This window comes from Streptomyces sp. NPDC052040 (genome assembly GCF_044548405.1).
In the GTDB taxonomy this organism is placed as follows: Bacteria; Actinomycetota; Actinomycetes; order Streptomycetales; family Streptomycetaceae; genus Streptomyces.
Genome location: NZ_JBIUBV010000001.1, coordinates 878,105 through 902,780 on the forward strand (window position 1 = coordinate 878,105; position 24,676 = coordinate 902,780).

Below are 24,676 nucleotides of genomic sequence, written 5' to 3' on the forward strand. Positions count from 1 at the left end.
GCGGGACCGGCCACCACGCCGGCCCCGCCCGCCGGTCCGACCCGCCGCCGGTCCCGCCCGCCTGCGGGTCTCGTCTGCCGGGAGTCCGGGCCCGCGGTCAGGGCCCCCGCGGAGCCTCCTCGTCCCCCAGCCACTCCCGCAGCTCCTCCCGCAGGGACCGCTGGAACGTGGTGAGCAGGGCCTGCACCACCAGGGGCTGCATATGGGCCGAGAGCGACTTCACCTCGGTGGAGTCGCGCTCGGCGACCGCGTCCCGCAGCAGTGACGACAGTTCCCGCGCCGCCGCCCGCGAGTGCTCGATCAGCACACTCCGGGCGGCGAGGACCGTGTCCAGGCCGAGGGGCACGTCGAGCAGCTCGACGCCGAGCCCCAGCAGCCCCGGATCGACGCGGTGGCCGCCGTCGTCCGGGACGGCCACGTTCATCGCCGCCAGCCGCTGGAGCTCCTCCTCGCCGAGCGGCCGCCCCGCCCGCCGCTCCAGCTCCTCGCGGGTCAGCACGGCGACCGTGTCCGGCGCCCAGGAGGCCACCACGGCCCGGTGAATGGCGAGGTCCCGCGCGCTCAGGTCGGCCGGCAGACGGCCGAGGTGCCGCTCGATCGCGGCCAGCGTCATGCCCTGGCGCTGAAGCTCCTCGATGAGCGCCAGCCGGGCCAGATGCGTCTGCCCGTAGCGGCCCACCCGCCGGGGGCCGATCACGGGCGGCGGCAGCAGCCCCTTGGCGCTGTAGAAGCGGACGGTGCGGACCGTGACCCCCGCACGCGCGGCCAGCTCGTCGACGGTGAGGGACGGCTCCTCGGTCTCGGTCGTCATGTGCAGCAGTATCGCTGTCCCACCACCGCTGTGACACCGGAATCGAAGGCGGCACGGCCCTGTGACGAACGGGCGACGGGAATGTGGCGATCATGTGAGAAGAACCGCTATGTGACGTACGCCATCGCATATGAGGTGATCCACGGGGGAAAGTGGCGCCTTGGTCTGTGCCGCGTCAGCGGTGGCCCGGGCCGTGCCCCATCCGGACACCCGCGCATCTTCTCTGCGCCGGGCTGACCAGAGAGTAGATCCATTCGTGAGCAAGGACGCCGTGAATACGGCCGCGGTTGCATCCCCTGCGGATGTGGCCCGGACGCCCGCGGACGCGGGCGATGCCGGCTACAGCAAGGACCTCAAGCCCCGCCACGTGAACATGATCGCGATCGGCGGTGCCATCGGTACCGGTCTCTTCCTGGGGGCCGGCGGCCGACTGCACAACGCGGGGCCCGCCCTCGCGCTGGCCTACCTGGTCTGCGGCGTCTTCGCCTTCTTTGTCGTCCGTGCCCTCGGTGAGCTGGTGCTCTACCGGCCGTCCTCCGGGTCCTTCGTGTCGTACGCGCGTGAGTTCCTGGGCGAGAAGGGCGCCTATGTCGCCGGGTGGATGTACTTCCTCAACTGGTCGACAACCGGTATCGCCGACATCACCGCCATCGCGCTCTACACCCACTACTGGAGCTTCTTCACCTCCATCCCGCAGTGGGTGCTCGCCCTGATCGCCCTCGCGGTCGTGCTGGCCGTGAACCTGATCTCGGTGAAGATCTTCGGCGAGATGGAGTTCTGGTTCGCGATCATCAAGGTCGCGACCCTGGTGAGCTTCATGCTCGTCGGCATCTTCCTGCTGGCCACCCAGCACAAGGTCGGCGGCCAGACCCCGGGCCTGAGCGTCATCAACGACCACGGCGGCTTCTTCCCGCACGGCATGATGCCCGTCGTCCTGGTGATGCAGGGCGTGATCTTCGCCTACGCGGCACTTGAGCTGGTCGGTGTCGCCGCAGGTGAGACCGCCGAGCCGGAGAAGATCGTCCCGCGCGCGGTGAACTCGATCATGTGGCGGGTGGGCCTCTTCTACGTCGGCTCGGTCGTCCTGCTCACGCTGCTGCTGCCGAGCTCCGTCTACTCCGGCGACCAGAGCCCCTTCGTCACCGTGCTCTCCAAGATCGGCATCCAGGGCGCCGGCGATGTGATGAACCTGGTGGTGCTGACCGCCGCCATGTCCTCCCTGAACTCCGGCCTCTACTCCACCGGCCGCATCCTGCGCTCCATGGCCATGGCCGGTTCGGCGCCCCGCTTCACCGCGCGGATGAACCGCAGCCAGGTCCCGTACGGCGGCATCATGCTCACCTGTGCGGTCTGCGTCCTCGGTGTCGGCCTGAACTACCTGGTGCCGAGCCAGGCCTTCGAGATCGTGCTGAACGTGGCCTCCCTCGGCATCATCAGCACCTGGGTGATCATCATGATCTGCCACCTGATCTTCGTCCGCCGCGCCAAGGAGGGCCTGCTCACCCGGCCGTCCTTCAAGCTGTGGGGCAGCCCCGTGACCGAGATCGTCACCGTGGCCTTCCTGATCGCCGTCCTGGGTCTGATGTGGGACGACGCCGAGGTCGGCCGCAAGACGCTGCTGCTGATCCCGGTGGTGGCCGTACTGCTCGTCGGCGGCTGGTTCGCGCTGCGCCGCCGGAGGGACACGATCGCCGACCAGGAACTGACCGACCTGTCGAAGTAGCGCGATGTAGCGAAGTAGCGAAACAGCGGTCCGGCGGAAGGCCCGGGGCACGGCGCCCCGGGCCTTCCGCGTGCCCGGGTCAGCGCCCGTGCACGTCGTTCGTCGCCTCGATCTTCGTCCAGGACTTCGGCCGGACCGGAGCGGCCTGCGTCCTCGCGACGGCCGCGCCCCGGGCCGCGGACGCGGCGGGCTTGGACGGCTGGAACAGCCAGGTGTCGAAGAGCCCGGCCAGCGGCTTGCCGGACACCTTCTCCGCGTAGGTCTGGAAGTCGGCGACCGACGCGTTGCCGTAGGCGTGGTCCTTCGGCCAGCCCTTCAGGATGGCGAAGAACGCGTCGTCCCCGACCGCGTTGCGCAGCGCCTGCACGGCGAGCGCGCCCCGGTCGTAGACCGCGATGTCGAACTGGTCGTCCGGCCCCGGGTCACCCGGCTTGACCGTCCAGAAGGCGTCGTCGGCCGGATGCGAGGCGTAGACGTAGTCCGCCAGCTGCTGGGCCGTTCCCTCGCCCTCGTGCTCGGACCACAGCCACTGCGCGTACCGGGCGAAGCCCTCGTTGATCCAGATGTCCTTCCAGCCCTTGAGGGACACGTCGTCGCCGTACCACTGGTGCGCCAGCTCATGGACGACGACCGAGGTGTTCGCGCCGTTCGCGAACTGCTTGGGGCTGTAGTAGACCCGGGTCTGCGTCTCCAGCGCGTACCCGGTCGTCGTGTTCGGCACATAGCCGCCGACCGATTCGAAGGGGTAGGGGCCCAGATAGCCGGTCAGCCAGTCGACGATCTCCCCGGTCCGCTCCACGCTGGCCCGCGCGGCTCCGTCGTTGTCGCCGAGGTCCTTGCTGTACGCGTTGATCACCGGGACGCCCGCCGAGGTCTTCCCGGTGGTGATGTCGAACTTCCCGACCGCCAGGGTGGCCAGATAGGTCGCCTGCGGCTTGGCGGACCGCCAGTTGTAGCGGGTCCAGCCGAGCTGGGAGCCGGTCGACTGGAGCGTGCCGTTGGAGATCGCCTGGGTGCCGTCGGGCACGGCCACCGAGACGTCGTAGGTCGCCTTGTCACTGGGGTGATCGTTGCTCGGGAACCACCACCACGCCGACTCGGGCTCGTCGGCCGCGACGGCACCGTCCGGGGTGCGGTGCCAGGCGGTGAAGCCATAGGCGCTCTTCGTCGACGGCACCCCGTGGTAGCGGACCACGACGGTGAGGGGGGTGCCCTTCGGCAGCGGGGCAGCCGGGGTGATCACCAGTTCCTGCTGGCCGGAGGTGGTGAAGGACGCCTTCGCGCCGTTCACCCGCACCTCGCTGACATCGAGCAGGAAGTCCAGGTCGAACCGGGACAGATCCTGGGTCGTCCGCGCGAGGATCGTCGCCGTGCCCTCCAGCTCGTCCGACTGCGGCTGGTACTTCAGCCGCAGGTCGTAGTGGGAGACGTCGTATCCGCCGTTGCCGTAGTACGGGTAGTAGGGGTCGCCGATCCCCGGGGCACCGGGCTGGAAACCGGCCGCCGAGGCCGGGACCGCCAGCAGCAGGGAGGCCGCCGCGAGTGCGCCCGGTGCGATGAGTCTGCGGTACACGAGAGCTCCAAGTCGTAGGGGCACGTGATCTGTTCGGAGCCTATTCACTCCCTGTGCGCCCAGGCATGTCCATGGCACCGGCTGTCACACGATCGCCATCCGGCCGTCATCCGCACGGCCGTCCCCCCGGCCAATCCCGGCCATCACCTCCCCCGCGCCCCGCGCGTTCGCCAAAAGCCCCCTTCTGTACGGGAGTTGTCCGCTGTACCGTCCGCGCATGCCGAAACGCACACACCTCACGACCCTCTGGAGAACGCTCGCGACGGCGGCCGTGGCCGCCCTGCTGGCCGTCTTCCTCGCCCCACCGGCCGCCCAGGCCGCACCCCGGGAGAGCACACCCGTCTACTCGTACGAGCACGCCATCCGCGAATCCGTCTGGGTGGACACCGGCCTCGACGCCGACGGCGACGGACGGACCGACCGGGTCGCCGCCGACATCGTGCGCCCCAGCGAACCCGCCGCGCAGGGCCGCCGCATCCCCGTGATCATGGACGCCAGCCCGTACTACTCCTGCTGCGGGCGGGGCAACGAGAACCAGGTCAAGACCTATGACGCAAGCGGCCATGTGGTCCAGATGCCGCTCTTCTACGACAACTACTTCGTGCCCCGCGGCTATGCCTTCGTCGGCGTCGACCTGGCCGGAACCAATCGCTCCGACGGCTGCGTGGACGTCGGCGGCCGCTCCGACGTCCAGTCGGCCAAAGCCGTCATCGACTGGCTGAACGGCCGGGCCAAGGGCTACACCACCCGCACCGGCACCACCCCCGCCCGGGCCACCTGGACCAATGGACGCACCGGCATGATCGGCAAGAGCTGGGACGGCACCATCGCCAACGGAGTCGCCGCCACCGGCGTCCGGGGCCTGAAGACCATCGTGCCGATCAGCGCCATCTCCTCCTGGTACGACTACTACTTCGCCCAGGGCGCCCCGCTCTACGACTCCGGCCCCGACTGGCTCTCGCAGTACGTCGACAGCCCCGCCGCCCTGGCCAAGTGCGCCGCCGTGCAGAAGCGGCTCGTCGACGGGGCACCCCGCACCGGCGACTGGACACCGCTGTGGACCGAACGCGACTACGTCAAGGACGCGAGCAAGGTCCGCGCCAGCGTCTTCCTGGTCCACGGCATGCAGGACCTCAATGTGCGCACCAAGAACTTCGGCCAGTGGTGGTCGGCGCTCGCCCGGAACGGCGTCCACCGCAAGATCTGGCTCTCCCAGACCGGCCATGTCGACCCCTTCGACTTCCGGCGCGCGGCCTGGGTGGACACCCTGCACCGCTGGTTCGACCACGAACTCCTCGGCTACGACAACGGCATCGACCGCGAGCCCATGGCCGACATCGAGCGCCACCCCGACCAGTGGACCACCTCCGCCCTCTGGCCGCCCCGGACCACCGCCGCCACCACCCTCCGGCCCGCCCAGGGCGCCCGGGCCGGTGTCGGCACCCTCGGTCTGCACCGCGGCACCGGCACCGAGACCTTCACCGACGACCCGGGGCTGAGCGAGACCGACTGGGCGGCACACGCGGACGAGCCCACCGCGGGCAAGGCCGGGTTCCTCACCCCGCCGCTCTCCCGTGACCTGCGGGTGTCCGGCTCCTCCACGGTGACCGTCACCGTCACACCGACCACCGCCACGGCCCACCTCTCCGCCGTGCTGGTCGACCTCGGCCCCGACACCATCCGCGACTACGGCGACGACGGCGAGGGCATCACCACCCTCACCGACCGCACCTGCTGGGGCGCCAGCACCTCGGGCGACAGCGCCTGCTTCCGGACCACCGCGGCCACCAGGGCCGATGTCACCGCCACGGTCTTCAGCCGCGGCTGGGCCGACCTCGGGCACTACGCCTCGCTCCGCAAGGACGTTCCGCTGACCCCGGGCCGCGCCTACCCGATCACGCTCGACCTGGCCGCCACCGATCATGTGGTGCCGAAGGGCCACCGGCTCGCGCTGATCGTCGCGGGCACCGACAAGGACCTCATCGACCCCGCGTCGACCACCCCGACGCTGACCGTCGACCTGTCCCGTACGGCGGCCCGGCTGCCACTCGTGGGCGGCGCGACCGCCTTCAACCGCGCCCTGACGGCCACCCCGACCCCCACACCCACCGCGCCCACGGCCGCCACAGTGCGAGCCCCGGCGGCCACCGCCCACCGCATCCCGGGCGACACCCACTGAACGACGGGGCCCCGACGCCGCTGAACGTCGGGGCCCTGACGCCCGCTGGCGTCCGGGCCTCGACGGCCGGTGAGGGCCGGGCCCTGGCATCTGCTGACGTCCGGGCCCAAAAGCTCGCTGAACATTCGGGCCCCAACGCCCGCTGGCGTCCGGGCCTCGACGGGCGGTGAGCCCCGGGCCCTCGGCGCCCGCTGACGTCCGTATCCCGGCCCCCCGCGGGCGGCCGGGATACGACGCCCGGTGGCGTCCGGGCCCCGACGGCCGGTGAGCCCCGGCCCCTGGCGCCTGCTGACGTCCGGGCCCCCAGGCCCGCTGACGTTCGGGCTCAGACGCCCGGAGAGGGCCGGATCCCGACGCCCGCGGGAGGACCGGGCACACGGTCCGGCCGGTGGGCCGGGCACACGTGCCCGCCGGTCCGGCTCGCCCGCCGGTCCGGCCGCCGTGCTTCCCCCCGCCTCCCGGCCCCCGCGCCGGGACGCGCCCCGGGACGCGCCTCGACCCCCGCGCCGGGACACGCCCCGGGAGGCGCCCCGGCGCTGCCGCCCGTCGCGCCACCGCCGGGGCGCGGCGCACCGCGGCGCACCGCGGCGATCCGTACGGCCCCCGCGCACCGGGGCCCAGCGGGGCTTTCGCGTTGGGAGCAGCCGGGCGCGCTCGCTAGGATCGGCGGTCTGATGACTGCCACCCTCGTCGCCAAGGACCTCGCCGCCGGCCACGGCGACCGCTCCCTGTTCTCCGGACTGGACCTCGTCGTCGCGCCCGGCGATGTGATCGGACTCGTCGGCGCCAACGGCGCGGGCAAGTCCACGCTGCTGCGGCTGCTCGCCGGACTCGCCGCCCCCGAGCGGGGCGAACTGCGCCTGTCCCCGCCGACCGCCACGATCGGCCACCTCCCGCAGGAGCCCGACCGCAGGCCGGGGGAGAGCGTCCGGGAGTTCCTGGCGCGCCGCACCGGAGTGGCCGAGGCCCAGCGGCTGATGGACGAGGCCACCCAGGGACTCGTCGACGGAGCGCCCGGCGCCGACGACGCCTACGCGGTGAGCCTGGAGCGCTGGCTCGACCTCGGCGGCGCGGACCTCGACGAGCGCGCCGAGGAGGTGGTCGGCTCCCTCGGACTGGGCGTCGGCCTGGACCAGCCCATGACCTCCCTGTCCGGCGGCCAGGCGGCCCGCGCCGGTCTCGCCTCCCTGCTGCTCTCGCGCTACGACGTCTTCCTGCTCGACGAGCCGACCAACGACCTGGACCTGGACGGCCTGGAACGCCTGGAGCGCTTCGTCGCCGGACTGCGAGCCGGGACGGTGGTCGTCAGCCACGACCGCGAGTTCCTCACCCGCACGGTCACCAAGGTCCTCGAACTCGACCTGGCGCAGCAGCAGATCAACCTCTACGGCGGCGGCTACGAGGCCTATCTCGACGAGCGCGAGTGGTCCCGGCGGCACGCCCGCGAGGAGTACGAGGAGTACGCCGACAAGCGGGCCGCCCTCCAGGACCGGGCCCAGATGCAGCGTTCCTGGATGGACAAGGGAGTGAAGAACGCGCGCCGCAAGGCGAACAACGACAACGACAAGATCGGCCGCAAGTTCCGCAGCGAGGCCAGCGAGAAGCAGGCCGCCAAGGCCCGGCAGACCCAGCGCATGATCGAGCGCCTGGACGTCGTCGAGGAGCCCCGCAAGGAGTGGGAGCTGCGCATGGAGATCGCGTCGGCCCCCCGCTCGGGCGCGGTCGTGGCGACGCTACGGGACGCCGAGGTACGGCGCGGGGACTTCACCTTCGGACCGGTGTCGTTGCAGATCGACTGGGCGGACCGGGTGGCGGTGACGGGCGCGAACGGAGCGGGCAAGTCGACCCTGCTCGGCGCGCTGCTGGGCCGTACCGCCCTGGATGCGGGCCAGGCCGCCCTGGGCCCGGGGGTCCTGGTCGGCGAGGTCGACCAGGCCCGTGCCCTCTTCCATGGCTCGGAAACCCTGCTGGACGCCTTCTGCGCGGCCGTCCCGGAGACGGAACCGGCCGAGGTCCGCACCCTGCTGGCCAAGTTCGGCCTGAAGGCGGACCATGTGCTGCGCCCGGCGGCCACCCTCTCCCCGGGAGAGCGCACCAGGGCCGCCCTCGCCCTGCTCCAGGGCCGCGGGGTCAACCTGCTGGTGCTGGACGAGCCCACCAACCACCTCGACCTGCCGGCCATCGAGCAGCTGGAAGCGGCCCTGGACTCCTACACGGGCACGCTGCTGCTGGTCACCCACGACCGCCGGATGCTGGACGCGGTCCGGCTCACCCGCCGTCTGGACGTGGCGGACGGCAAGGTCACGGAGCGCTAGGGCCTGTCTGATAAATGATCAAGCTATGGGCGGGCGTAATTGTCGGCCGCGTGGCCACGACGGCAGCCGTAGCCGTGGAAGGGCAGACCCTTCAAACGGACGCATCGGCGCGTGAAGGGCTGAGCCGCATGACCAGTGAAGCCGATGAACTGCGTGAGCGGGCGACACGTCTGGCAGTCGAAGCCCGCTGGTACCTGGAACTTGACTGGTCCTGCACTACTGGTACGGCAGGGACGACGTGGGCGCGCATCCCTGGGTCCCGTACGCCGGATAGTCCGTCCGCCCCGTCGGAGAGCGGACCCGCACGGATCGGGGCGGCGGGCCGTTGCCGTCGTCACCGCGGCGCTCACGGCTCCGTCGTGAGCATTTCCGGAAACAGAATGGCCTGAAATATCACGGCGCGGCATGGACGCCTCTGACTCCATGCCGCAGAATCTAGCTCGCGGTCGGTCCGTGAAGATCGCGAACTTCTTTTCCTTGGGATGCTCGCCCTGCGGCAGGCGCCTTCAGCGGCACACGTTGCGCTCGGCCGTTCTCTGCTCATCACTGATCAAGCGCTGCGCTGCGGCGGTTGACCACCGTGCTCAGTCTCCCCTCTCCAGATCGAGGTTGCATGCGCACTAAAATATTGGGCTGCCTGTTCGGCGTGGCCTCGATGACCGCTGTCGCGCTGATCGGCGCCCCCGGCGCTCAGGCCGCTCCGCCCACCGCCTCCCACTCGGCCCACGCGGCCACCATCAGCGTGCCGGCCGGCGAGAACAGCGCGACCATGACGGTGGGCGGAAGCACAGTGACCGTCACCAGGTCAGCACCCTCCGTCGCCGTACTCACCTGCACCGTCAGCCCCGGCAAGCCGTACCACGGCGCTGCCGGCGTGACATCCACGGTCTGGGCCTACTGCAACAGCAACGCGGCCACACTGTCGTTCGGGACCGCCCTGTACTTCTACGGATCCAACGTCAGCCAGAACAATGCGACCAAACACAACTGCACATCGTGCTATGTGACCGTTACGGCGCCCTACGAGGCCGGCCAATGGAAATCGGGCGCGATTCTTGGATACTTCGACAGCAGTGGGAACGGGCAGTTCACCGCTGATGCGTACAGCGCAACGGCGAGTCTGTAAAGACCCGTTGTCGGCCTCTCGTGTGGATCATGCCGGGCTGATCCGGCCCGATCCAAACGAAAGACCCCAGCCGTCGGCACCCCGGACGTCACGGGTGCGGGCCCCCGCGCCTGGCGGGGGCCCGCACCCGGGCGGCTCAGCGGCGGCCGTCCTTGGCGTTCAGCAGGCCCGCGCGGCGCAGGGCGTCCGCCATCGCGCTGTTGGCCGGCGGGGGAGCCTGACGTGAGCCGCCGCCCTGCCGGGAGGCACCACCCCCGCCCTGCCGGGAGGCGCCGCCGCCCTGGCGGTTCTGCCGCTGCTGCGGGGGGCGCCCGCCGCGCTGCCGGCGTCCGCCCCCGCCGCCCTGGGGGCTCTCCGCCGCGGCCTCGTCGTCCAGCCGCAGGGTCAGCGAGATCCGCTTGCGCGGGATGTCGACGTCCAGCACCTTCACCTTGACGATGTCGCCCGGCTTCACCACGTCCCGCGGGTCCTTGACGAAGGTCTTGGACATCGCGGAGACATGCACCAGACCGTCCTGGTGGACGCCGATGTCCACAAAGGCGCCGAAGGCGGCGACATTGGTGACCACGCCCTCCAGGACCATCCCCGAGGACAGGTCGGAGAGCTTCTCCACGCCCTCCTTGAAGGTGGCCGTCCGGAACGCGGGCCGCGGGTCGCGCCCGGGCTTCTCCAGCTCCTTGAGGATGTCGCTCACGGTCGGCAGACCGAAGGTCTCGTCCACGAACTCGGACGCCTTCAGCGACCGCAGCACACCGGTGTTGCCGACCAGCGAGGCGACCTGCTGCCCCGTGGTCTTCACCATCCGGCGGACCACCGGGTACGCCTCCGGGTGCACGCTGGAGGCGTCCAGCGGGTCGTCGCCGCCCCGGATCCGCAGAAAGCCCGCGCACTGCTCGTAGGCCTTGGGGCCGAGCCTGGCCACGTTCTTCAGCTGGGAGCGGGAGGTGAAGGGGCCGTTGGAGTCCCGGTGCGCCACGATGTTCTCGGCGAGCCCCGAGGAGATGCCGGAGACCCGGGAGAGCAGCGGCGCCGACGCCGTGTTGACGTCCACGCCCACGCCGTTCACACAGTCCTCGACCACCGCGTCCAGCGAGCGCGACAGCTTCACCTCGGACAGGTCGTGCTGGTACTGGCCGACACCGATGGACTTCGGGTCGATCTTCACCAGCTCGGCCAGCGGGTCCTGGAGACGGCGTGCGATGGAGACCGCCCCGCGCAGCGACACGTCCATGTCCGGCAGTTCCTGGGAGGCGAACGCCGAGGCCGAGTACACCGAGGCGCCCGCCTCGGAGACCATCACCTTGGTGAGCTCCAGCTCCGGGTGCCTGCCGATCAGCTCGGCGGCCAGCTTGTCGGTCTCGCGGGACGCCGTGCCGTTGCCGATCGCCACCAGCTCGACCGCGTGCTCCCGGGCCAGACGCGCCAGCTTGGCGATCGCCTCGTCCCACTTGTTCGCCGGGACGTGCGGGTGGATGACGTCCGTCGCCACGACCTTGCCGGTCGCGTCGACCACGGCCACCTTCACACCCGTACGGAAACCGGGGTCCAGACCGAGCGTCGCCCGCGTACCGGCGGGAGCCGCCAGCAGCAGGTCGCGCAGGTTCGCCGCGAAGACCGCCACCGCCTCGTCCTCGGCGGCCGTCCGCAGCCGCAGCCGCAGATCGATGCCGAGATGGACCAGGAGGCGGGTGCGCCAGGCCCAGCGGACCGTGTCCGTCAGCCACTTGTCGCCCGGGCGCCCCCGCTCGGCGATGCCGAAGCGGCCGGCGATGATCGGCTCGTACGACGAGGGGCCGTCCGTGGGCTCCTCCGGCTCCAGGACGAGGTCGAGGACCTCCTCCTTCTCGCCGCGCAGGATCGCGAGGACGCGGTGGGAGGGCAGCTCGGCGAAGGGCTCGGTGAAGTCGAAGTAGTCGGAGAACTTGGCCCCGGCCTCCTCCTTGCCGTCGCGCACCTTGGCGGCCAGGCGCCCGCGCACCCACATCCGCTCGCGCAGCTCCCCGATCAGGTCCGCGTCCTCCGAGAACCGCTCGGTGAGGATCGCCCGCGCGCCGTCCAGCGCGGCCTGGGGGTCGGCCACTCCCTTGTCGGCGTCGACGAACGCGGCGGCCGCCGCGAGCGGCTCCACCGACGGATCGCCGAGCAGACCCTCGGCCAGCGGCTCCAGACCGGCCTCGCGGGCGATCTGCGCCTTGGTGCGCCGCTTGGGCTTGTACGGCAGATAGATGTCCTCCAGGCGCGCCTTGGTCTCCGCGCCCCGGATCTGCGCCTGGAGCTCCTCGGTGAGCTTGCCCTGCTCGCGCACCGACTCCAGGATCGCCGTGCGCCGCTCCTCCAGCTCCCGCAGATAGCGCAGCCGTTCCTCGAGCGTGCGCAGTTGCGCGTCGTCGAGCATCTCGGTCGCTTCCTTGCGGTAGCGGGCGATGAAGGGCACGGTCGAGCCGCCGTCGAGCAGCTCGACCGCGGCCTTCACCTGCCGCTCCCGTACGCCGAGTTCTTCGGCGATCCTGCCTTCGATGGACCCTACTGCAAGGGACCCGGGTGTCGTCACGATCCCGTACCGCCTTCTCCACTGGGTTGCGCGGCAATTGTGGCAGGTCGCACCGACAACAGGGGGTCAGGGCGGCGATCCGGACACGGCACGGGGCGTCCCCGGGCCCCCGCCGCCCCCGGACGGAGGCACGTCGGGGGCGCCGCGCGCCCGGCCGTCCCGGGGCCGCCGCCCGGCCGGACGGCCTGGCCAGAGCCCGGAACGGCCGGGCCTGCGGGGCGGCGTCCCGGCTCGGCCGGTCCGCGGCGGCCGCCCGCCCGGCGGACCGTCCCCCGGGCCGTCCCCCGCGCCGCCCCTCGGCGTGTCCGCCGGGCGCGGCCCGGGACTCAGCGCGAGATCAGGTCCCGGGGGAAGGCACCGGCCTCCTGGGCCCTCGTCAGCAGGGCGCCCGCCAGCTCCATCAGGCGCCCGACGCCCTCGGCGCCGAGGTGCTCGTAGGGGGCCCGGTCCAGGCGGTCGGTCTCCTCCTCCAGCTCCCGGCGCAGCGCGGTGCCCGCCTCGGTCAACTCGCCGTCCGGGCCGAGCAGTCCCCGCTCGCACAGCCGCCCGCGGGCCGCGTCCAGCTCCTCCTCGCTCCAGCCGCGGGTGGCGAGGATCCACTTCCGGGACATGCCCTTGCCCGTCGCACTGTGCGTCACCAGGGCCTCCAGCGGGTCGAGTTCCGCCCGCAGCAGCACCGCGAGATGACCGTCCCCGCGGTGTTCGCGCAGCAGGGTGGCCGCGTGCCAGAGCGCCAGATGCGGTTCCTCGGGCACCGGCAGGTCGGCGTGCGCTGCGTACAGGGGGCGCGCGTGCGGGGCGCACGCCTCGGTGGCGCGCAGTGCCAGCCGGGCCGCCTCGGCCGTCTCCCCGGCGGCCAGTGCCTCCTCGCCGAGCACCCGCCGCAGCGTGGTGTCGACGGCACGCAGCCGGGCCGCGAGCACCGCTTCGGGGGACGCGGTCTCCCACACGGCGGGCACATGCCGTGCCACCAGGCCGGGGGAGAAGTTGTAGAACGCCGCCGCCACCACGCCCGCGCCCACGGCTCCCATGGCGGCGGACCGGCTCGCGAAGTAGGCGGCCCGCGGGTTGTCGACCCCCAGGGCGGTCATTTCCTGTTGCAGATCCGGTGAGAAGTAGATCGTCGCGTGGAGGGGGTTGATCACATTGTGGCAGCGCCGCACGGCGCGCTCCGGAAGTGATGTCGTCATGCCCCGAAGGCTACTGACCGGTCGGAAACCGATGCTGCCGAGGCGTCGGAGCAGAAAAATCGGGTTATTCCTCTCACAGAGTGAGCACCGCGGCCCCGACCGCGTACCGCTCCACCGCCATCGAACGACCGGCCGACGAAGGGAAACCCGTGCAGATCGCCATCGTCCTCTACGACCGCTTCACCGCACTCGACGCGGTGGGCCCCTATGAGATCCTCTCCCGCCTGCCCGGCGCGGAGACCGTGTTCGTCGCCGAACGGACCGGGCCCGTACGCACCGACACCGGAGCCCTCGCCCTGCTCGCCGACCGGACCCTGGCCGAGGTGTCCGCGCCCGACATCGTGGTCGTCCCGGGCGGCCCCGGCCAGACACCGCAGATGGAGAACGCGGCACTCCTCGACTGGCTGCGCGCCGCCGACGCCACCACCACCTGGACGACCTCCGTGTGCACCGGCTCCCTGCTGCTGGGCGCGGCCGGGCTGCTCACGGGCCGCCGCGCCACCTCGCACTGGCTGGCCCTGGAGGAGCTGGGACGGTTCGGCGCCCGGCCCACCGGTGAGCGGGTGGTGTTCGACGGCACGTACGTCACCGCCGCCGGGGTCTCCGCCGGCATCGACATGGGGCTCGCCCTGCTCGGCCGGATCGCGGGCGACGACCACGCCCGCGCCGTACAGCTGATGACGGAGTACGACCCCCGGCCGCCCTACGACGCGGGGGCCCCGCACAAGGCCCCGGCGCACCTCGTGGAGAAGGCGCGCGCGGGGAGCCGGTTCACCGCGACGGAGTCCAGGTGAACCGGGGCGGTCTGCGCTCCATGAACGCGGCGACGCCCTCCGCGGTCTCGGTCCCGGCGCGCGCGTGCCGGGCCCAGTGGGCGTCGCGGTCCGTGCGCCCGTTGGCGAACTCCTTGGCCGCGGCCTGGGTCAGCTGGGAGCGGGAGGCCAGCACCCGGGTGAACTCGGCCACCCGTTTGTCGAGTTCACCCTCGGGCAGCACCTCCTCGACCATGCCCGCCCGCAGTGCCCGGCCGGTGTCGATCAACTCGCCCGAGAACAGCAGGTACTTGGCGGTTCCGGCGCCCACCAGGGCCACCAGCCGACGGGTTGAGGAGGCCGGATAGACGATGCCCAGCCGGGCCGGGGTCACCCCGAAGAGCGCCCCCTCTTCCGCGAACCGCAGATCGCAGGCGACCGCGAGCTGTGATCCGCCGCCCACGCAGTGGCCGCGGATCGCCGCCAGCGTGGGCTTCGGAAAGGTGGCCAGTGCCTCCTCGGCCAGGACCGACAGATGCTGCGGGCCCTCCTGCGACCCCTGGAAGCCCGTGATGTCGGCCCCCGCGCAGAAGGTGCCGCCCTCGCCGGTGAGCACCAGTGTCCGTACGTCCGGATCGGCGGCGAGGGTGTCGAGCAGCGGTGGCAGCGCCTCCCACATCGCCTCCGTCATCGCGTTCCGCTTGGCGGGGTTGTGGATGACGACGGTCGCGACTCCGTCCGTGACGCGATGCAGCAGCTGCGGCTCCATGGGCCGGATGCTATCCGTACCGCACGGACGTGTGGGCGCCGAGGGCCGAGACAGGAGGCCGCCGCCGTGCCCGGACCCGGCCGGGGGTCCGGCACCGGAACCCGTACAACCCGAAGAGTTCCGAAGTCGCCACGGGGAAGAACAGGATCGGTCATGCAGTGGACCGTGCCGTGCACCAAGGGTCGAAATGTCGTCGATACCAGCCGACTTGCGTTCAGTCATTCGGGACGGACCAGCGCATTCCCAACACTCGACGCGTGGTGACAATCGAGCGCGAGGGTGGCGACCGGGCTATGGACAACAGAGGGCGGGGGGCCGACCCGCGCCCTGACCGCGGCGGGGCCGAGCCGGACGGCCCGCAGCCGCCCGCGCCGCTGCCGTACGAGGGGGTCTGGCGCTTCACGGCCGCTGCCGTGGAGGCCTCGGTTCCGCAGGCCAGGCACGCCGTCCGGGATCTGCTCGGCCGCCAGGGCGTGCCCGTCTCGGACGACACCGTGCACGCCCTGCTGCTGATCGTCTCCGAACTGGTCACCAACGCGGTACGGCACGCGGCGCTGCTGTCGCCGATACTCGCCGTCGAGGTCGCCGTGGGCCCGGAGTGGGTGCGGGTCTCGGTCGAGGACGAGCACCCCTACCGGCCGAGCGCGCTGGAGGCCGACCACGGGCAGACCGGCGGCCGGGGGCTGCTGCTGGTTCGCGAGATCACCAGGGAATCCGGCGGGGTCTGCAATGTCGAGCACACGGCGAGCGGCGGCAAGGTGATCTGGGTCGCGCTCCCGCTCAAGCCCACCCGTTTCCTGTGAGGCGGTCCCGCACCGCCACGGCTCGTCCCGGGGCGGGCGGAGCCGTGGCCGCGGACGGGGACCGGCGGCCGGTACGGACACCCCGGCCGACGCCCCGGATCACCAGCCTGCGGACGGGCCCGTCAGCTCCCTGACCGCCGGGCGCGCCGCGTCCAGGACCGTCATGAACCACGACGAGAACGGGTCCTTCGCATGCCGCTCGGCCAGCTCGGCGGGCGTCACGAAGGCGGTCGCCCCGACCTCCTCCGGATCCGGGCGCACGGGGGACTGCACCAGTCCGACGAAGAGGTGGTTGTACTCCTGCTCCACCAGCCCGGAGTCCGGGTCCGGGTGGTTGTAGCGGACCGTGCCCGCCTCGGCCAGCAGCGACGGGGAGATCCCCAGCTCCTCGTAGGTCCGCCGGGCCGCCGCAGCGAACGGGGCCTCGCCAGGGTAGGGGTGGCCGCAGCAGGTGTTCGACCACACACCGGGGGAGTGGTACTTGCCGAGCGCCCGCTGCTGGAGCAGGAGCCTGCCGCGCTCGTCGAAGAGGAACACCGAGAACGCGCGGTGCAGCTGTCCCGGCGGCTGATGGGCTGCGAGCTTCTCCGCCGTGCCGATCGTGGTGCCGTCCTCGTCGACCAGCTCCAGCAGGATCGCTTCAGCGGTGCCGTTCGGCGAACGGTGCGTCGCGGTGGCAGGTGTGATCGGCATACCCATCCTTCGCATTGGTTGTCCAGTCCCCAGTCTGCCGCACGAATCCGGCACTCCCGGCACTTCCCTGCTTCCCGCATGTCCCTCCCGGCCGGTCCGCACGGGCCTCGGAGGCCTTGCGGAACACAGCCCGGACCAGGCCGGGGAGCCGGTCGTGAGCGTGCCCGGCGCCGCGGAGCGCGAACCGTTCCCGCCGTGCGCTCCGGGTGCCCGGCGCTCGGGCGCGCGCCGTACTTCCGGCGCGCACGCCCGGCGTGCACGCGGGGCCCGCAGGGCCGCACGCCGGTCCCCGGAGAGCCGCACGCGGAGTCCGGCGGCCGGTGACCAGCCCCGTGCCGGTGACCGGCCCTGTTGTGGGCCCTCACCCTATGCCCCGGGGGTCGGCCCGGACCGAGCCCGGCCCCCGGTCCCGAGCGGCATGGCCGGAGGGTGAGAAGGCCGTGAAGGTGCGGCGACAGCAGGGCGCCGATGCGCCCACCCGCGGCCCCCGGGGGACGGCCACAGGTCCGGTATTCCCCGCGATGACGGGTGTGTGACCGGTCTGTCCGGTCGCGGCACCGCCGTGATGCCGGGAATGTAGGGGTCTGGGTCCGCGGTTTGTTGCACACCCGTCCGATCCCCGATGATGATCGCGGCGGCGGACGCACAGACCGGGTTGATCACCCCGTGAACGGCCGGTGAACACCGGCTTCCCGGTATCGGATAGCCTTCGCCGACATGCCGCCCGGCCCCCGGCCCGGGCGCCCCCACCACGTACACACGACCGGCGCCCGTACGCGTCGGGCCCCAGGGAGTGAGTTCGTCTGCCGACCGCCATCCTCACCGGACAGCCGGTCCCCGGATCGTCGCTCGAGGGCGATCTGCGGGCCCTCGGCTTCGACGTGCGGGTCGCCACCGACGCCGGTGACGCCGAGACGCTCCTCGCCGCCGTACCGGCGGACCAGCGGGTCGCGATCGTCGACAGCCGCTTCGTCGGACACCCGCACGCGCTGCGGCTCGGTCTGACCGACCCCCGCTTCCCGGCCGCCGCCGTCCCCGGCGCCGTGACGGTGCAGGCCGCCGCCCGGCAGGCGCTGACCCGGGCCCTCGCCCGCGAGAACACCGCCGCGACCGAGGCCGCCCACCCGCTGCCCGCGGCCCCCTCCCCGCTCCCGGTGCCCGAGCGGGCGGACGTCCCGGCCCCGACCGACAACCTCCCCGAGCGCCTCACCGAGGCCCTCGACGCGGACGACGTCGCGGTCCACCGCCCCGAGCTGGGCACGCTCGTCGCCGCCGTCCCCGCCGACCCCCAGGCCCGCAACGAGGCACGCCAGGCCGTCGCCGCCGTCGACGACGAGGCCGTACGCCTGCGCAGCGCGGTCAAGGCCCGCGACGGCTTCTTCACCACGCACTTCATCAGCCCCTACTCGCGCTACCTCGCCCGCTGGTGCGCGCGCCGGGGTCTGACCCCCAACCAGGTCACCACCGCCTCGCTGCTCACCGCCCTGATCGCGGCCGGGAGCGCGGCCACCGGCACCCGGACCGGCTTCATCGCCGCGGGCGTCCTGCTGATCCTGTCCTTCGTCCTGGACTGCACCGACGGCCAGCTCGCCCGCTACTCGCTCCAGTACTCCACGCTCGGCGCCTGGCTGGACGCCACCTTCGACCGGGCCAAGGAGTACGCCTACTACGCGGGTCTCGCCCTGGGCGCGGCCCGCGGCGGCGACGACGTCTGGGCGCTGGCCCTCGGCGCGATGGTCCTCCAGACCTGCCGACATGTCGTCGACTTCGCCTTCAACGAGGCGAACCACGACGCGACCGCGAACACCAGCCCCACCGCCGCCCTCTCGGACCGCCTCGACAGCGTCGGCTGGACGGTCTGGCTGCGCCGGATGATCGTGCTGCCGATCGGTGAGCGCTGGGCGCTGATCGCCGTCCTGACCGCGGCCACCACCCCCCGGATCACCTTCACCGTGCTGCTGATCGGCTGCGCCTTCGCCGCCGTCTACACCACGGCGGGCCGGGTGCTGCGCTCGCTCACCCGCAAGGCCCGGCGGACCGACCGCGCCGCCCGGGCGCTGGCCGACCTCGCGGACAGCGGCCCGCTGACCGAACTGCTCGACCGCTCCGCCCGTGGCCCCGGCCGCGGCGCGGCCCCCTGGCTGGCCCTCGCGGCCGCCGTCCTCGCCGTGGCTCCCGCCCTGGTCTGGGGCGCGGGCTGGCAGAGCGTCCTGGGCGCCGCCGTCGCCGCGGTCCTGTCCGCCGCCGCCGTGCTGCGGCCCCTCAAGGGCTCCCTCGACTGGCTGGTGCCGCCCTTCTTCCGGGCCGCCGAATACGGCACGGTGCTGGCACTGGCTGCCAAAGCCGGGGTGAACGGAGTACTGCCTGCGGCTTTCGGGCTGGTGGCGGCCGTCGCCTACCATCACTACGACACGGTGTACCGCATCCGCGGTGACGCCGGAGCGCCGCCGCGCGGGCTGGTGCGCGCGGTCGCGGGGCACGAAGGCCGGACACTCCTGGTCACCGTGCTGGCCGCGCTGCTCACCGCCGCGCAGTTCCGGGTCGCGCTCACGGCCCTCGCCGTCTATGTGGCCCTGGTGGTGCTCGTGGAGAGCATCCGCTTCTGGGTGACCGCCCACCAGGGTGGCGCACCCGCCGTACACGATGAAGGAGAACCCGCATGATCGGCCTCGTGCTGGCGGCAGGCGCCGGGCGGCGCCTGCGCCCCTACACCGACACCCTGCCCAAGGCTCTGGTGCCGGTGGGGCCCACGGGCATGGAGGAGGACCTCACGGTCCTGGACCTCACCCTCGGCAACTTCGCCGAGGTCGGTCTGACCGAGGTCGCGATCATCGTCGGCTACCGCAAGGAAGCCGTGTACGAGCGCCGGGAGGCCCTGGAGCGCAAGTACGGCGTGAAGCTCACCCTCATCGACAACGACAAGGCCGAGGAGTGGAACAACGCCTACTCCCTGTGGTGCGGCCGTGACGCCCTGCGCGACGGTGTGATCCTCGCCAACGGCGACACCGTGCACCCGGTCTCCGTCGAGAAGACGCTGCTGGCCGCCCGCGGCGAGGGCAAGCGGATCATCCTCGCCCTGGACACGGTGAAGCAGCTCGCCGACGAGGAGATGAAGGTCGTCGTGGACCCCGACAAGGGAGTCCGCAAGATCACCAAGCTGATGGACCCGGCCGAGGCGACCGGCGAGTACATCGGCGTCACCCTGATCGAGGGCGACGCCGCCGCCGAGCTGGCCGACGCGCTGAAGACCGTGTGGGAGACCGACCCGCAGCAGTTCTACGAGCACGGCTACCAGGAGCTGGTCAACCGCGGCTTCACCATCGACGTGGCGCCCATCGGCGATGTGCCGTGGGTCGAGATCGACAACCACGACGACCTGGCCCGGGGACGGGAGATCGCGTGCCGCTACTGACGAGGCTCATTCCCTCGCCGGTCGTCGTCGACATCCGCCCGGGTGCCCTGGACGACCTGGCGACCGTGCTCGCGGACGAGCGCATCTCCCACTCGGGCAAGCTCGCCGTCGCGGTCAGCGACGGCTCGGGCGCCCGGCTGCGCGAGCGGCTCGCCCCGACCCTGCCCGGCGCCACCTGGTACGAGGTCGGCGGCGGCACCCTGGACGACGCGGTCCGGCTGGCCGGCGACATGAAGGCGGGCCACTACGACGCGCTCGTCGGCCTGGGCGGCGGCAAGATCATCGACTGTGCCAAGTTCGCCGCGGCGCGCGTCGGCCTGCCGCTGGTCGCCGTGCCCACCAACCTGGCCCACGACGGTCTGTGCTCGCCCGTCGCGACCCTCGACAACGACGCGGGCCGCGGCTCCTACGGTGTGCCGAACCCGATCGCGGTGGTCATCGACCTCGACATCATCCGCGAGGCCCCGGTGCGCTTCGTGCGCGCGGGCATCGGCGACGCCGTGTCGAACATCTCCGCGATCGCGGACTGGGAGCTGTCCAACCGGGTCAACGGCGAGAAGATCGACGGTCTCGCCGCGGCGATGGCCCGGGGAGCCGGTGAGGCCGTGCTGCGCCACCCCGGCGGCATCGGTGAGAACGACTTCCTTCAGGTGCTGGCCGAGGCGCTGGTCCTCAGCGGTATCGCCATGTCGGTGTCCGGGGACTCCCGTCCCTCCTCCGGCGCCTGCCACGAGATCAACCACGCGTTCGATCTGCTGTTCCCCCGCCGCGCGGCCGCCCACGGCGAGCAGTGCGGACTGGGCGCGGCCTTCGCGATGCATCTGCGGGGGGCGCACGAGGAGTCGGCGTACATGGCCCAGGTGCTGCGCCGCCACGGGCTGCCGGTCCTGCCGGAGGAGATCGGCTTCACGGTGGACGAGTTCGTCCGGGCCGTGGAGTTCGCTCCGCAGACCCGGCCCGGCCGCTACACGATCCTCGAACACCTCGACCTGAAGACCGACCAGATCAAGGACGCGTACGCCGACTATGCCAAGGCCATCGGTAGCTGAACTCCGCCCCGTCGTGCACCCCGCCGGGGTGAAGGACCGGCGCAGCGGTGAGCACTGGGCGGGACGCCTCTACATGCGCGAGGTCTCCCTGCGCATCGACCGCTATCTGGTCAACACCAGGGTCACGCCCAACCAGCTGACCTATCTGATGACCCTGTTCGGCGTCCTCGCCGCCCCGGCGCTGCTGGTGCCGGGCATCGCGGGCGCCGTCCTGGGCGTGGTCATGGTGCAGCTCTATCTGCTCCTGGACTGCGTGGACGGCGAGATAGCGCGCTGGAAGAAGCAGTTCTCGCTCGGCGGGGTCTATCTGGACCGGGTCGGCGCGTATCTGTGCGACGCGGCGGTGCTGATCGGCTTCGGGCTGCGCGCCGCCGACCTCTGGGGCTCCGGCCGGATCGACTGGCTGTGGGCCTTCCTCGGCACCCTCGCCGCCCTGGGCGCCGTCCTGATCAAGGCCGAGACCGACCTCGTCGGTGTCGCCCGGCACCAGGGCGGGCTGCCGCCGGTCAAGGAGGCGGCCGCCGAGCCGCGCTCCTCCGGCATCGCGCTGGCCCGCCGGGCCGCCTCGGCGCTGAAGTTCCACCGCCTGGTGCTCGGGATCGAGGCCTCCCTGCTGATCCTGGTCCTGGCGGTCCTGGACGCGGTACGCGGCGATCTGTACTTCTCCCGGCTCGGGGTCGCCGTACTGGCCGGCATCGCGCTGCTCCAGACCCTGCTGCACCTGGTGTCCATCCTCGCCTCCAGCAGGCTGAAGTGAGCGGCGGCATAAAGGTCGGGGCGGTCGTCATCACGATGGGCAACCGCCCCGCCGAGCTGCGCGACCTCCTCGACTCGGTCGCCAAGCAGGACGGCGGCCCGGTCGAGGTCGTCGTGGTCGGCAACGGCTCGCCCGTCCCGCACGTCCCCGACGGCGTCCGCACCATCGAGCTGCCCGAGAACCTCGGTATCCCCGGCGGCCGCAACGTCGGCATCGAGGCGTTCCGCCGCGCCGACGGCCGCCCCGGCTACGACGTCGACGTCCTGCTCTTCCTGGACGACGACGGCCTGCTCGCCCGGAACGACACCGCCGAGCTGTGCCGCCGTGCCTTCGCCGCCGACCCGGCGCTGGGCATCATCAGCTTCCGTATCGCCGACCCCGGCACCGGCGAGACCCAGCGCCGCCATGTGCCGCGGCTGCGTGCCTCGGACCCCCTGCGCTCCTCGCGGGTGACCACCTTCCTGGGCGGCGCCAACGCCGTCCGCACGGAGGTCCTCGCCGAGGTCGGCGGACTGCCGGACGAGTTCTTCTACGCCCATGAGGAGACCGACCTCGCCTGGCGTGCCCTGGACGCGGGCTGGATGATCGACTACCGGTCCGACATGGTCCTGTACCACCCCACGACCGCGCCCTCCCGGCACGCGGTCTACCACCGGATGGTCGCGCGCAACCGCGTGTGGCTGGCCCGCCGCAACCTCCCCGCCGTCCTCGTCCCGGTCTATCTGGGCGTCTGGATGCTGCTGACCCTGCTGCGCCGCCCCTCGCGGGCCGCCCTGAAGGCATGGTTCGGCGGTTTCCGCGAGGGCTGGACGAGCACGTGCGGCCCCCGGCGCCCCATGAAGTGGCGTACGGTGTGGCGGCTGACCCGACTGGGCCGGCCCCCGATCATCTGACAAGCTCGATAGCCGGAAACACACCGTGGGACCCACATCCCGGCTCCCACGCGTGCGCGGCCCCGCCGCGCTTTCTGAACACGGAGAGTTTGCCAACCAGTGAGTGAGACTACGCACGACGGCGGCGTCGCGCTGAGCGCCCGCCCGTCGCCCGACGACGGACTGACCCCGGCCGAGCTGGCCGCCAAGTACGGGCTCGCCGTGAGCGGCGCACGGCCCGGCCTCGGCTCCTACGTCCGCCAGCTGTGGGGGCGGCGCCACTTCATCCTCGCCTTCTCGCAGGCGAAACTGACCGCTCAGTACAGCCAGGCCAAGCTGGGCCAGGTGTGGCAGGTCGCCACCCCGCTGCTGAACGCGGTCGTGTACTACCTGATCTTCGGGCTGATCCTGAAGGCCAGCCGGGGCATGACGCACGGTACGTACATCCCCTTCCTGGTGACCGGCGTCTTCGTCTTCACCTTCACCCAGAGCTCGATCATGGCCGGTGTGCGGGCCATCTCCGGCAATCTGGGCCTGGTGCGCGCCCTGCACTTCCCCCGCGCCTCGCTGCCGGTCTCCTTCGCGCTGCAGCAGCTCCAGCAGCTGCTGTTCTCGATGGTCGTGCTGTTCGCCGTGGCCGTCGGCTTCGGCAGCTATCCGCGCATGTCCTGGCTGCTGATCGTCCCGGTCCTGCTGCTCCAGTTCCTCTTCAACACGGGCCTCGCGCTGATCGTGGCGCGGATGGGTGCCAAGACCCCGGACCTGGCCCAGCTGATGCCGTTCCTGCTGCGCACCTGGATGTACATGTCCGGTGTCATGTTCTCCATCCACAACATGCTCGTCGGCCGCCCCGAATGGGTGGTCCGCGCCTTGCAGGTGAACCCGGCGGCCATCTACATGGACCTGATGCGCTTCGCGCTCATCAAGGACTACGGCCCGGGGAACCTGCCCCCGCACGTCTGGGCCATCGCGGTGTTCTGGGCCGTGGTCGTCTTCGGCGGCGGTTTTGTGTACTTCTGGAAGGCGGAGGAGCGGTACGGCCGTGGCTGAGCAGAACTCCGGGGCCCTGATCCCCACCGTCATCGCGGACGAGCTGCACATCGTCTACCGCGTCAACGGCGCCAAGTCCGGCAAGGGCAGCGCGACCGCCGCCCTCAGCCGCATCCTCAGGCGCGGCTCCGACGACGAGGCGCGCGGCGTGCGCAAGGTGCACGCGGTCCGCGGCGTGTCGTTCGTCGCCCACCGCGGCGAGGCCATCGGGCTCATCGGGTCCAACGGCTCCGGCAAGTCCACCCTGCTGCGCGCCATCGCCGGGCTGCTGCCCGCCGAGCGGGGCAAGGTCTACACCGACGGCCAGCCCTCGCTGCTCGGTGTGAACGCGGCCCTGATGAACGACCTCACCGGCGAGCGCAATGTCATCCTGGGCGGTCTCGCCATGGGCATGTCCCGTGAGCAGATCAAGGAGCGCTACCAGGAGATCGTCGACTTCTCCGGCATCAACGAGAAGGGCGACTTCATCACGCTGCCCATGCGGACCTACTCCTCCGGCATGGCGGCGCGGCTGCGCTTCTCCATCGCGGCCGCCAAGGACCACGATGTGCTCATGATCGACGAGGCCCTGGCCACCGGCGACCGCGCCTTCCAGAAGCGCTCCGAGGAGCGCATCCGGGAGCTGCGGAAGGACGCCGGCACGGTGTTCCTGGTCAGCCACAACAACAAGTCGATCCGTGACACCTGCGACCGGGTCCTGTGGCTGGAGCGCGGCGAGCTGCGGATGGACGGTCCGACCGACGAGGTCATCAAGGAGTACGAGAAGTTCTCGGGCAAGTAGCCCGCGGTGGCCGGGGGCCCGGCCGGAGTGTTCCGGCCGGGCCCCGCTACTGCAAAGGAAGCGCCAACTCTCTTTGCCGGTAGGAATCTTGACGCCAATCGGTGTGTTGTTGTGATCTGCGGGACACCCCGCCGGAGGGCCGTTAGTTGTACAACGTAAGCTGTACCGGTGCTGATTCGCGGCAACTGGGGCGATAATGACCTACACCCTCCTACCTGCGGCGCTGCGTGGACGGCCGGGCGGCGTGTCCGAAATAGGATGTATTGGGTC

Annotated in this window: 19 protein-coding genes; 13 read left to right on the plus strand and 6 right to left on the minus strand. The window is 71.8% G+C overall.

What is annotated here, in order from left to right; translation table 11 throughout:
- Window positions 1-97: 97 nt before the first annotated feature.
- On the minus strand, window positions 98-811 hold the full coding sequence (locus tag ACIHAA_RS03725) for a MerR family transcriptional regulator (RefSeq protein ID WP_399812570.1): 714 nt from the start codon (window positions 809-811) through the stop codon (window positions 98-100).
- A gap of 256 nt (window positions 812-1,067) precedes the next feature.
- Between ACIHAA_RS03725 and ACIHAA_RS03730 the strand changes: the two genes are divergently transcribed.
- Entirely contained in the window at window positions 1,068-2,534 is a 1,467-nt protein-coding gene (locus ACIHAA_RS03730; protein WP_399812573.1) for an amino acid permease, read from the plus strand.
- Window positions 2,535-2,613: 79 nt separating this feature from the next.
- On the opposite strand, the gene ACIHAA_RS03735 is transcribed toward ACIHAA_RS03730, so the two are convergent.
- Window positions 2,614-4,107 (minus strand): M1 family metallopeptidase, encoded by a 1,494-nt coding sequence (locus ACIHAA_RS03735; RefSeq protein WP_399812576.1) that lies wholly within the window; start codon window positions 4,105-4,107, stop codon window positions 2,614-2,616.
- 217 nt (window positions 4,108-4,324) lie between these two features.
- Here ACIHAA_RS03735 and ACIHAA_RS03740 point away from each other — a divergent pair, with 217 nt between their 5' ends.
- From ACIHAA_RS03740 to ACIHAA_RS03750, 3 genes are all read left to right on the plus strand, one after another.
- Complete coding sequence (locus ACIHAA_RS03740) at window positions 4,325-6,286, plus strand: Xaa-Pro dipeptidyl-peptidase (RefSeq protein WP_399812578.1); 1,962 nt, start codon at window positions 4,325-4,327, stop codon at window positions 6,284-6,286.
- A 674-nt stretch (window positions 6,287-6,960) separates the two neighbouring features.
- Window positions 6,961-8,601, plus strand: a complete 1,641-nt coding sequence (locus ACIHAA_RS03745) for an ABC-F family ATP-binding cassette domain-containing protein (protein ID WP_399812580.1) — start codon at window positions 6,961-6,963, stop codon at window positions 8,599-8,601.
- A gap of 571 nt (window positions 8,602-9,172) precedes the next feature.
- The gene (locus ACIHAA_RS03750; protein ID WP_399812583.1) at window positions 9,173-9,727 is read left to right on the plus strand and encodes a hypothetical protein; all 555 of its coding nucleotides are present in this window, start codon (window positions 9,173-9,175) and stop codon (window positions 9,725-9,727) included.
- A 136-nt stretch (window positions 9,728-9,863) separates the two neighbouring features.
- Here ACIHAA_RS03750 and ACIHAA_RS03755 read toward each other — a convergent pair whose 3' ends face one another.
- On the minus strand, window positions 9,864-12,278 hold the full coding sequence (locus tag ACIHAA_RS03755) for a Tex family protein (RefSeq protein ID WP_399812586.1): 2,415 nt from the start codon (window positions 12,276-12,278) through the stop codon (window positions 9,864-9,866).
- Between the two features lie 326 nt (window positions 12,279-12,604).
- Window positions 12,605-13,468 (minus strand): hypothetical protein, encoded by an 864-nt coding sequence (locus ACIHAA_RS03760; protein ID WP_399812588.1) that lies wholly within the window; start codon window positions 13,466-13,468, stop codon window positions 12,605-12,607.
- 149 nt (window positions 13,469-13,617) lie between these two features.
- Here ACIHAA_RS03760 and ACIHAA_RS03765 point away from each other — a divergent pair, with 149 nt between their 5' ends.
- Entirely contained in the window at window positions 13,618-14,262 is a 645-nt protein-coding gene (locus tag ACIHAA_RS03765; RefSeq protein WP_399813707.1) for a DJ-1/PfpI family protein, read from the plus strand.
- Here ACIHAA_RS03765 and ACIHAA_RS03770 read toward each other — a convergent pair.
- Complete coding sequence (locus tag ACIHAA_RS03770; RefSeq protein ID WP_399812590.1) at window positions 14,240-14,989, minus strand: enoyl-CoA hydratase/isomerase family protein; 750 nt, start codon at window positions 14,987-14,989, stop codon at window positions 14,240-14,242. The genes ACIHAA_RS03765 and ACIHAA_RS03770 overlap by 23 nt on opposite strands.
- A 293-nt stretch (window positions 14,990-15,282) precedes the next feature.
- Here ACIHAA_RS03770 and ACIHAA_RS03775 point away from each other — a divergent pair, with 293 nt between their 5' ends.
- The gene (locus ACIHAA_RS03775; RefSeq protein WP_399812592.1) at window positions 15,283-15,792 is read left to right on the plus strand and encodes an ATP-binding protein; all 510 of its coding nucleotides are present in this window, start codon (window positions 15,283-15,285) and stop codon (window positions 15,790-15,792) included.
- Between the two features lie 99 nt (window positions 15,793-15,891).
- Here the strand turns inward: ACIHAA_RS03775 and idi are convergent, their stop codons facing one another.
- Window positions 15,892-16,485 carry an isopentenyl-diphosphate Delta-isomerase gene (gene idi / locus ACIHAA_RS03780; RefSeq protein WP_399812595.1) on the minus strand — a complete coding sequence of 198 codons (594 nt, stop codon included), beginning with the start codon at window positions 16,483-16,485 and terminating at the stop codon, window positions 15,892-15,894.
- An 803-nt stretch (window positions 16,486-17,288) separates the two neighbouring features.
- On the opposite strand from idi, the gene ACIHAA_RS03785 reads away from it, so the two are divergent.
- From ACIHAA_RS03785 to ACIHAA_RS03815, 7 genes are all read left to right on the plus strand, one after another.
- Window positions 17,289-19,148 (plus strand): DUF5941 domain-containing protein, encoded by a 1,860-nt coding sequence (locus ACIHAA_RS03785; RefSeq protein ID WP_399813708.1) that lies wholly within the window; start codon window positions 17,289-17,291, stop codon window positions 19,146-19,148.
- Window positions 19,145-19,897, plus strand: a complete 753-nt coding sequence (locus tag ACIHAA_RS03790) for a sugar phosphate nucleotidyltransferase (RefSeq protein ID WP_399812598.1) — start codon at window positions 19,145-19,147, stop codon at window positions 19,895-19,897. Before ACIHAA_RS03785 ends, ACIHAA_RS03790 begins: the two co-directional genes overlap by 4 nt.
- Complete coding sequence (locus ACIHAA_RS03795; RefSeq protein WP_399812601.1) at window positions 19,885-20,946, plus strand: iron-containing alcohol dehydrogenase family protein; 1,062 nt, start codon at window positions 19,885-19,887, stop codon at window positions 20,944-20,946. Before ACIHAA_RS03790 ends, ACIHAA_RS03795 begins: the two co-directional genes overlap by 13 nt.
- Window positions 20,924-21,703, plus strand: coding sequence for a CDP-alcohol phosphatidyltransferase family protein (locus ACIHAA_RS03800; protein WP_399812604.1), 780 nt, complete (start codon window positions 20,924-20,926; stop codon window positions 21,701-21,703). The genes ACIHAA_RS03795 and ACIHAA_RS03800 overlap by 23 nt, the downstream gene beginning before the upstream one ends.
- 8 nt (window positions 21,704-21,711) lie before the next feature.
- A complete protein-coding gene (locus tag ACIHAA_RS03805) occupies window positions 21,712-22,596 on the plus strand; it encodes a glycosyltransferase family 2 protein (RefSeq protein ID WP_399813710.1) in 885 nt (294 codons plus the stop codon).
- Window positions 22,597-22,695: 99 nt separating this feature from the next.
- Window positions 22,696-23,625 (plus strand): ABC transporter permease, encoded by a 930-nt coding sequence (locus ACIHAA_RS03810; protein ID WP_399812607.1) that lies wholly within the window; start codon window positions 22,696-22,698, stop codon window positions 23,623-23,625.
- The gene (locus ACIHAA_RS03815) at window positions 23,618-24,406 is read left to right on the plus strand and encodes an ABC transporter ATP-binding protein (RefSeq protein ID WP_399812609.1); all 789 of its coding nucleotides are present in this window, start codon (window positions 23,618-23,620) and stop codon (window positions 24,404-24,406) included. Before ACIHAA_RS03810 ends, ACIHAA_RS03815 begins: the two co-directional genes overlap by 8 nt.
- Window positions 24,407-24,676: the final 270 nt, after the last annotated feature.

Coding starts and splice junctions, on each gene's coding strand:
- ACIHAA_RS03725 (WP_399812570.1), bottom strand. CDS start 811: ATGACGACCGAGACCGAGGAGCCGTCCCTCACCGTCGACGAGCTGGCC.
- ACIHAA_RS03790 (WP_399812598.1), top strand. CDS start 19,145: ATGATCGGCCTCGTGCTGGCGGCAGGCGCCGGGCGGCGCCTGCGCCCC.
- ACIHAA_RS03745 (WP_399812580.1), top strand. CDS start 6,961: ATGACTGCCACCCTCGTCGCCAAGGACCTCGCCGCCGGCCACGGCGAC.
- ACIHAA_RS03775 (WP_399812592.1), top strand. CDS start 15,283: ATGGACAACAGAGGGCGGGGGGCCGACCCGCGCCCTGACCGCGGCGGG.
- ACIHAA_RS03770 (WP_399812590.1), bottom strand. CDS start 14,989: ATGGAGCCGCAGCTGCTGCATCGCGTCACGGACGGAGTCGCGACCGTC.
- ACIHAA_RS03760 (WP_399812588.1), bottom strand. CDS start 13,468: ATGACGACATCACTTCCGGAGCGCGCCGTGCGGCGCTGCCACAATGTG.
- ACIHAA_RS03800 (WP_399812604.1), top strand. CDS start 20,924: ATGCCAAGGCCATCGGTAGCTGAACTCCGCCCCGTCGTGCACCCCGCC.
- idi (WP_399812595.1), bottom strand. CDS start 16,485: ATGCCGATCACACCTGCCACCGCGACGCACCGTTCGCCGAACGGCACC.
- ACIHAA_RS03740 (WP_399812578.1), top strand. CDS start 4,325: ATGCCGAAACGCACACACCTCACGACCCTCTGGAGAACGCTCGCGACG.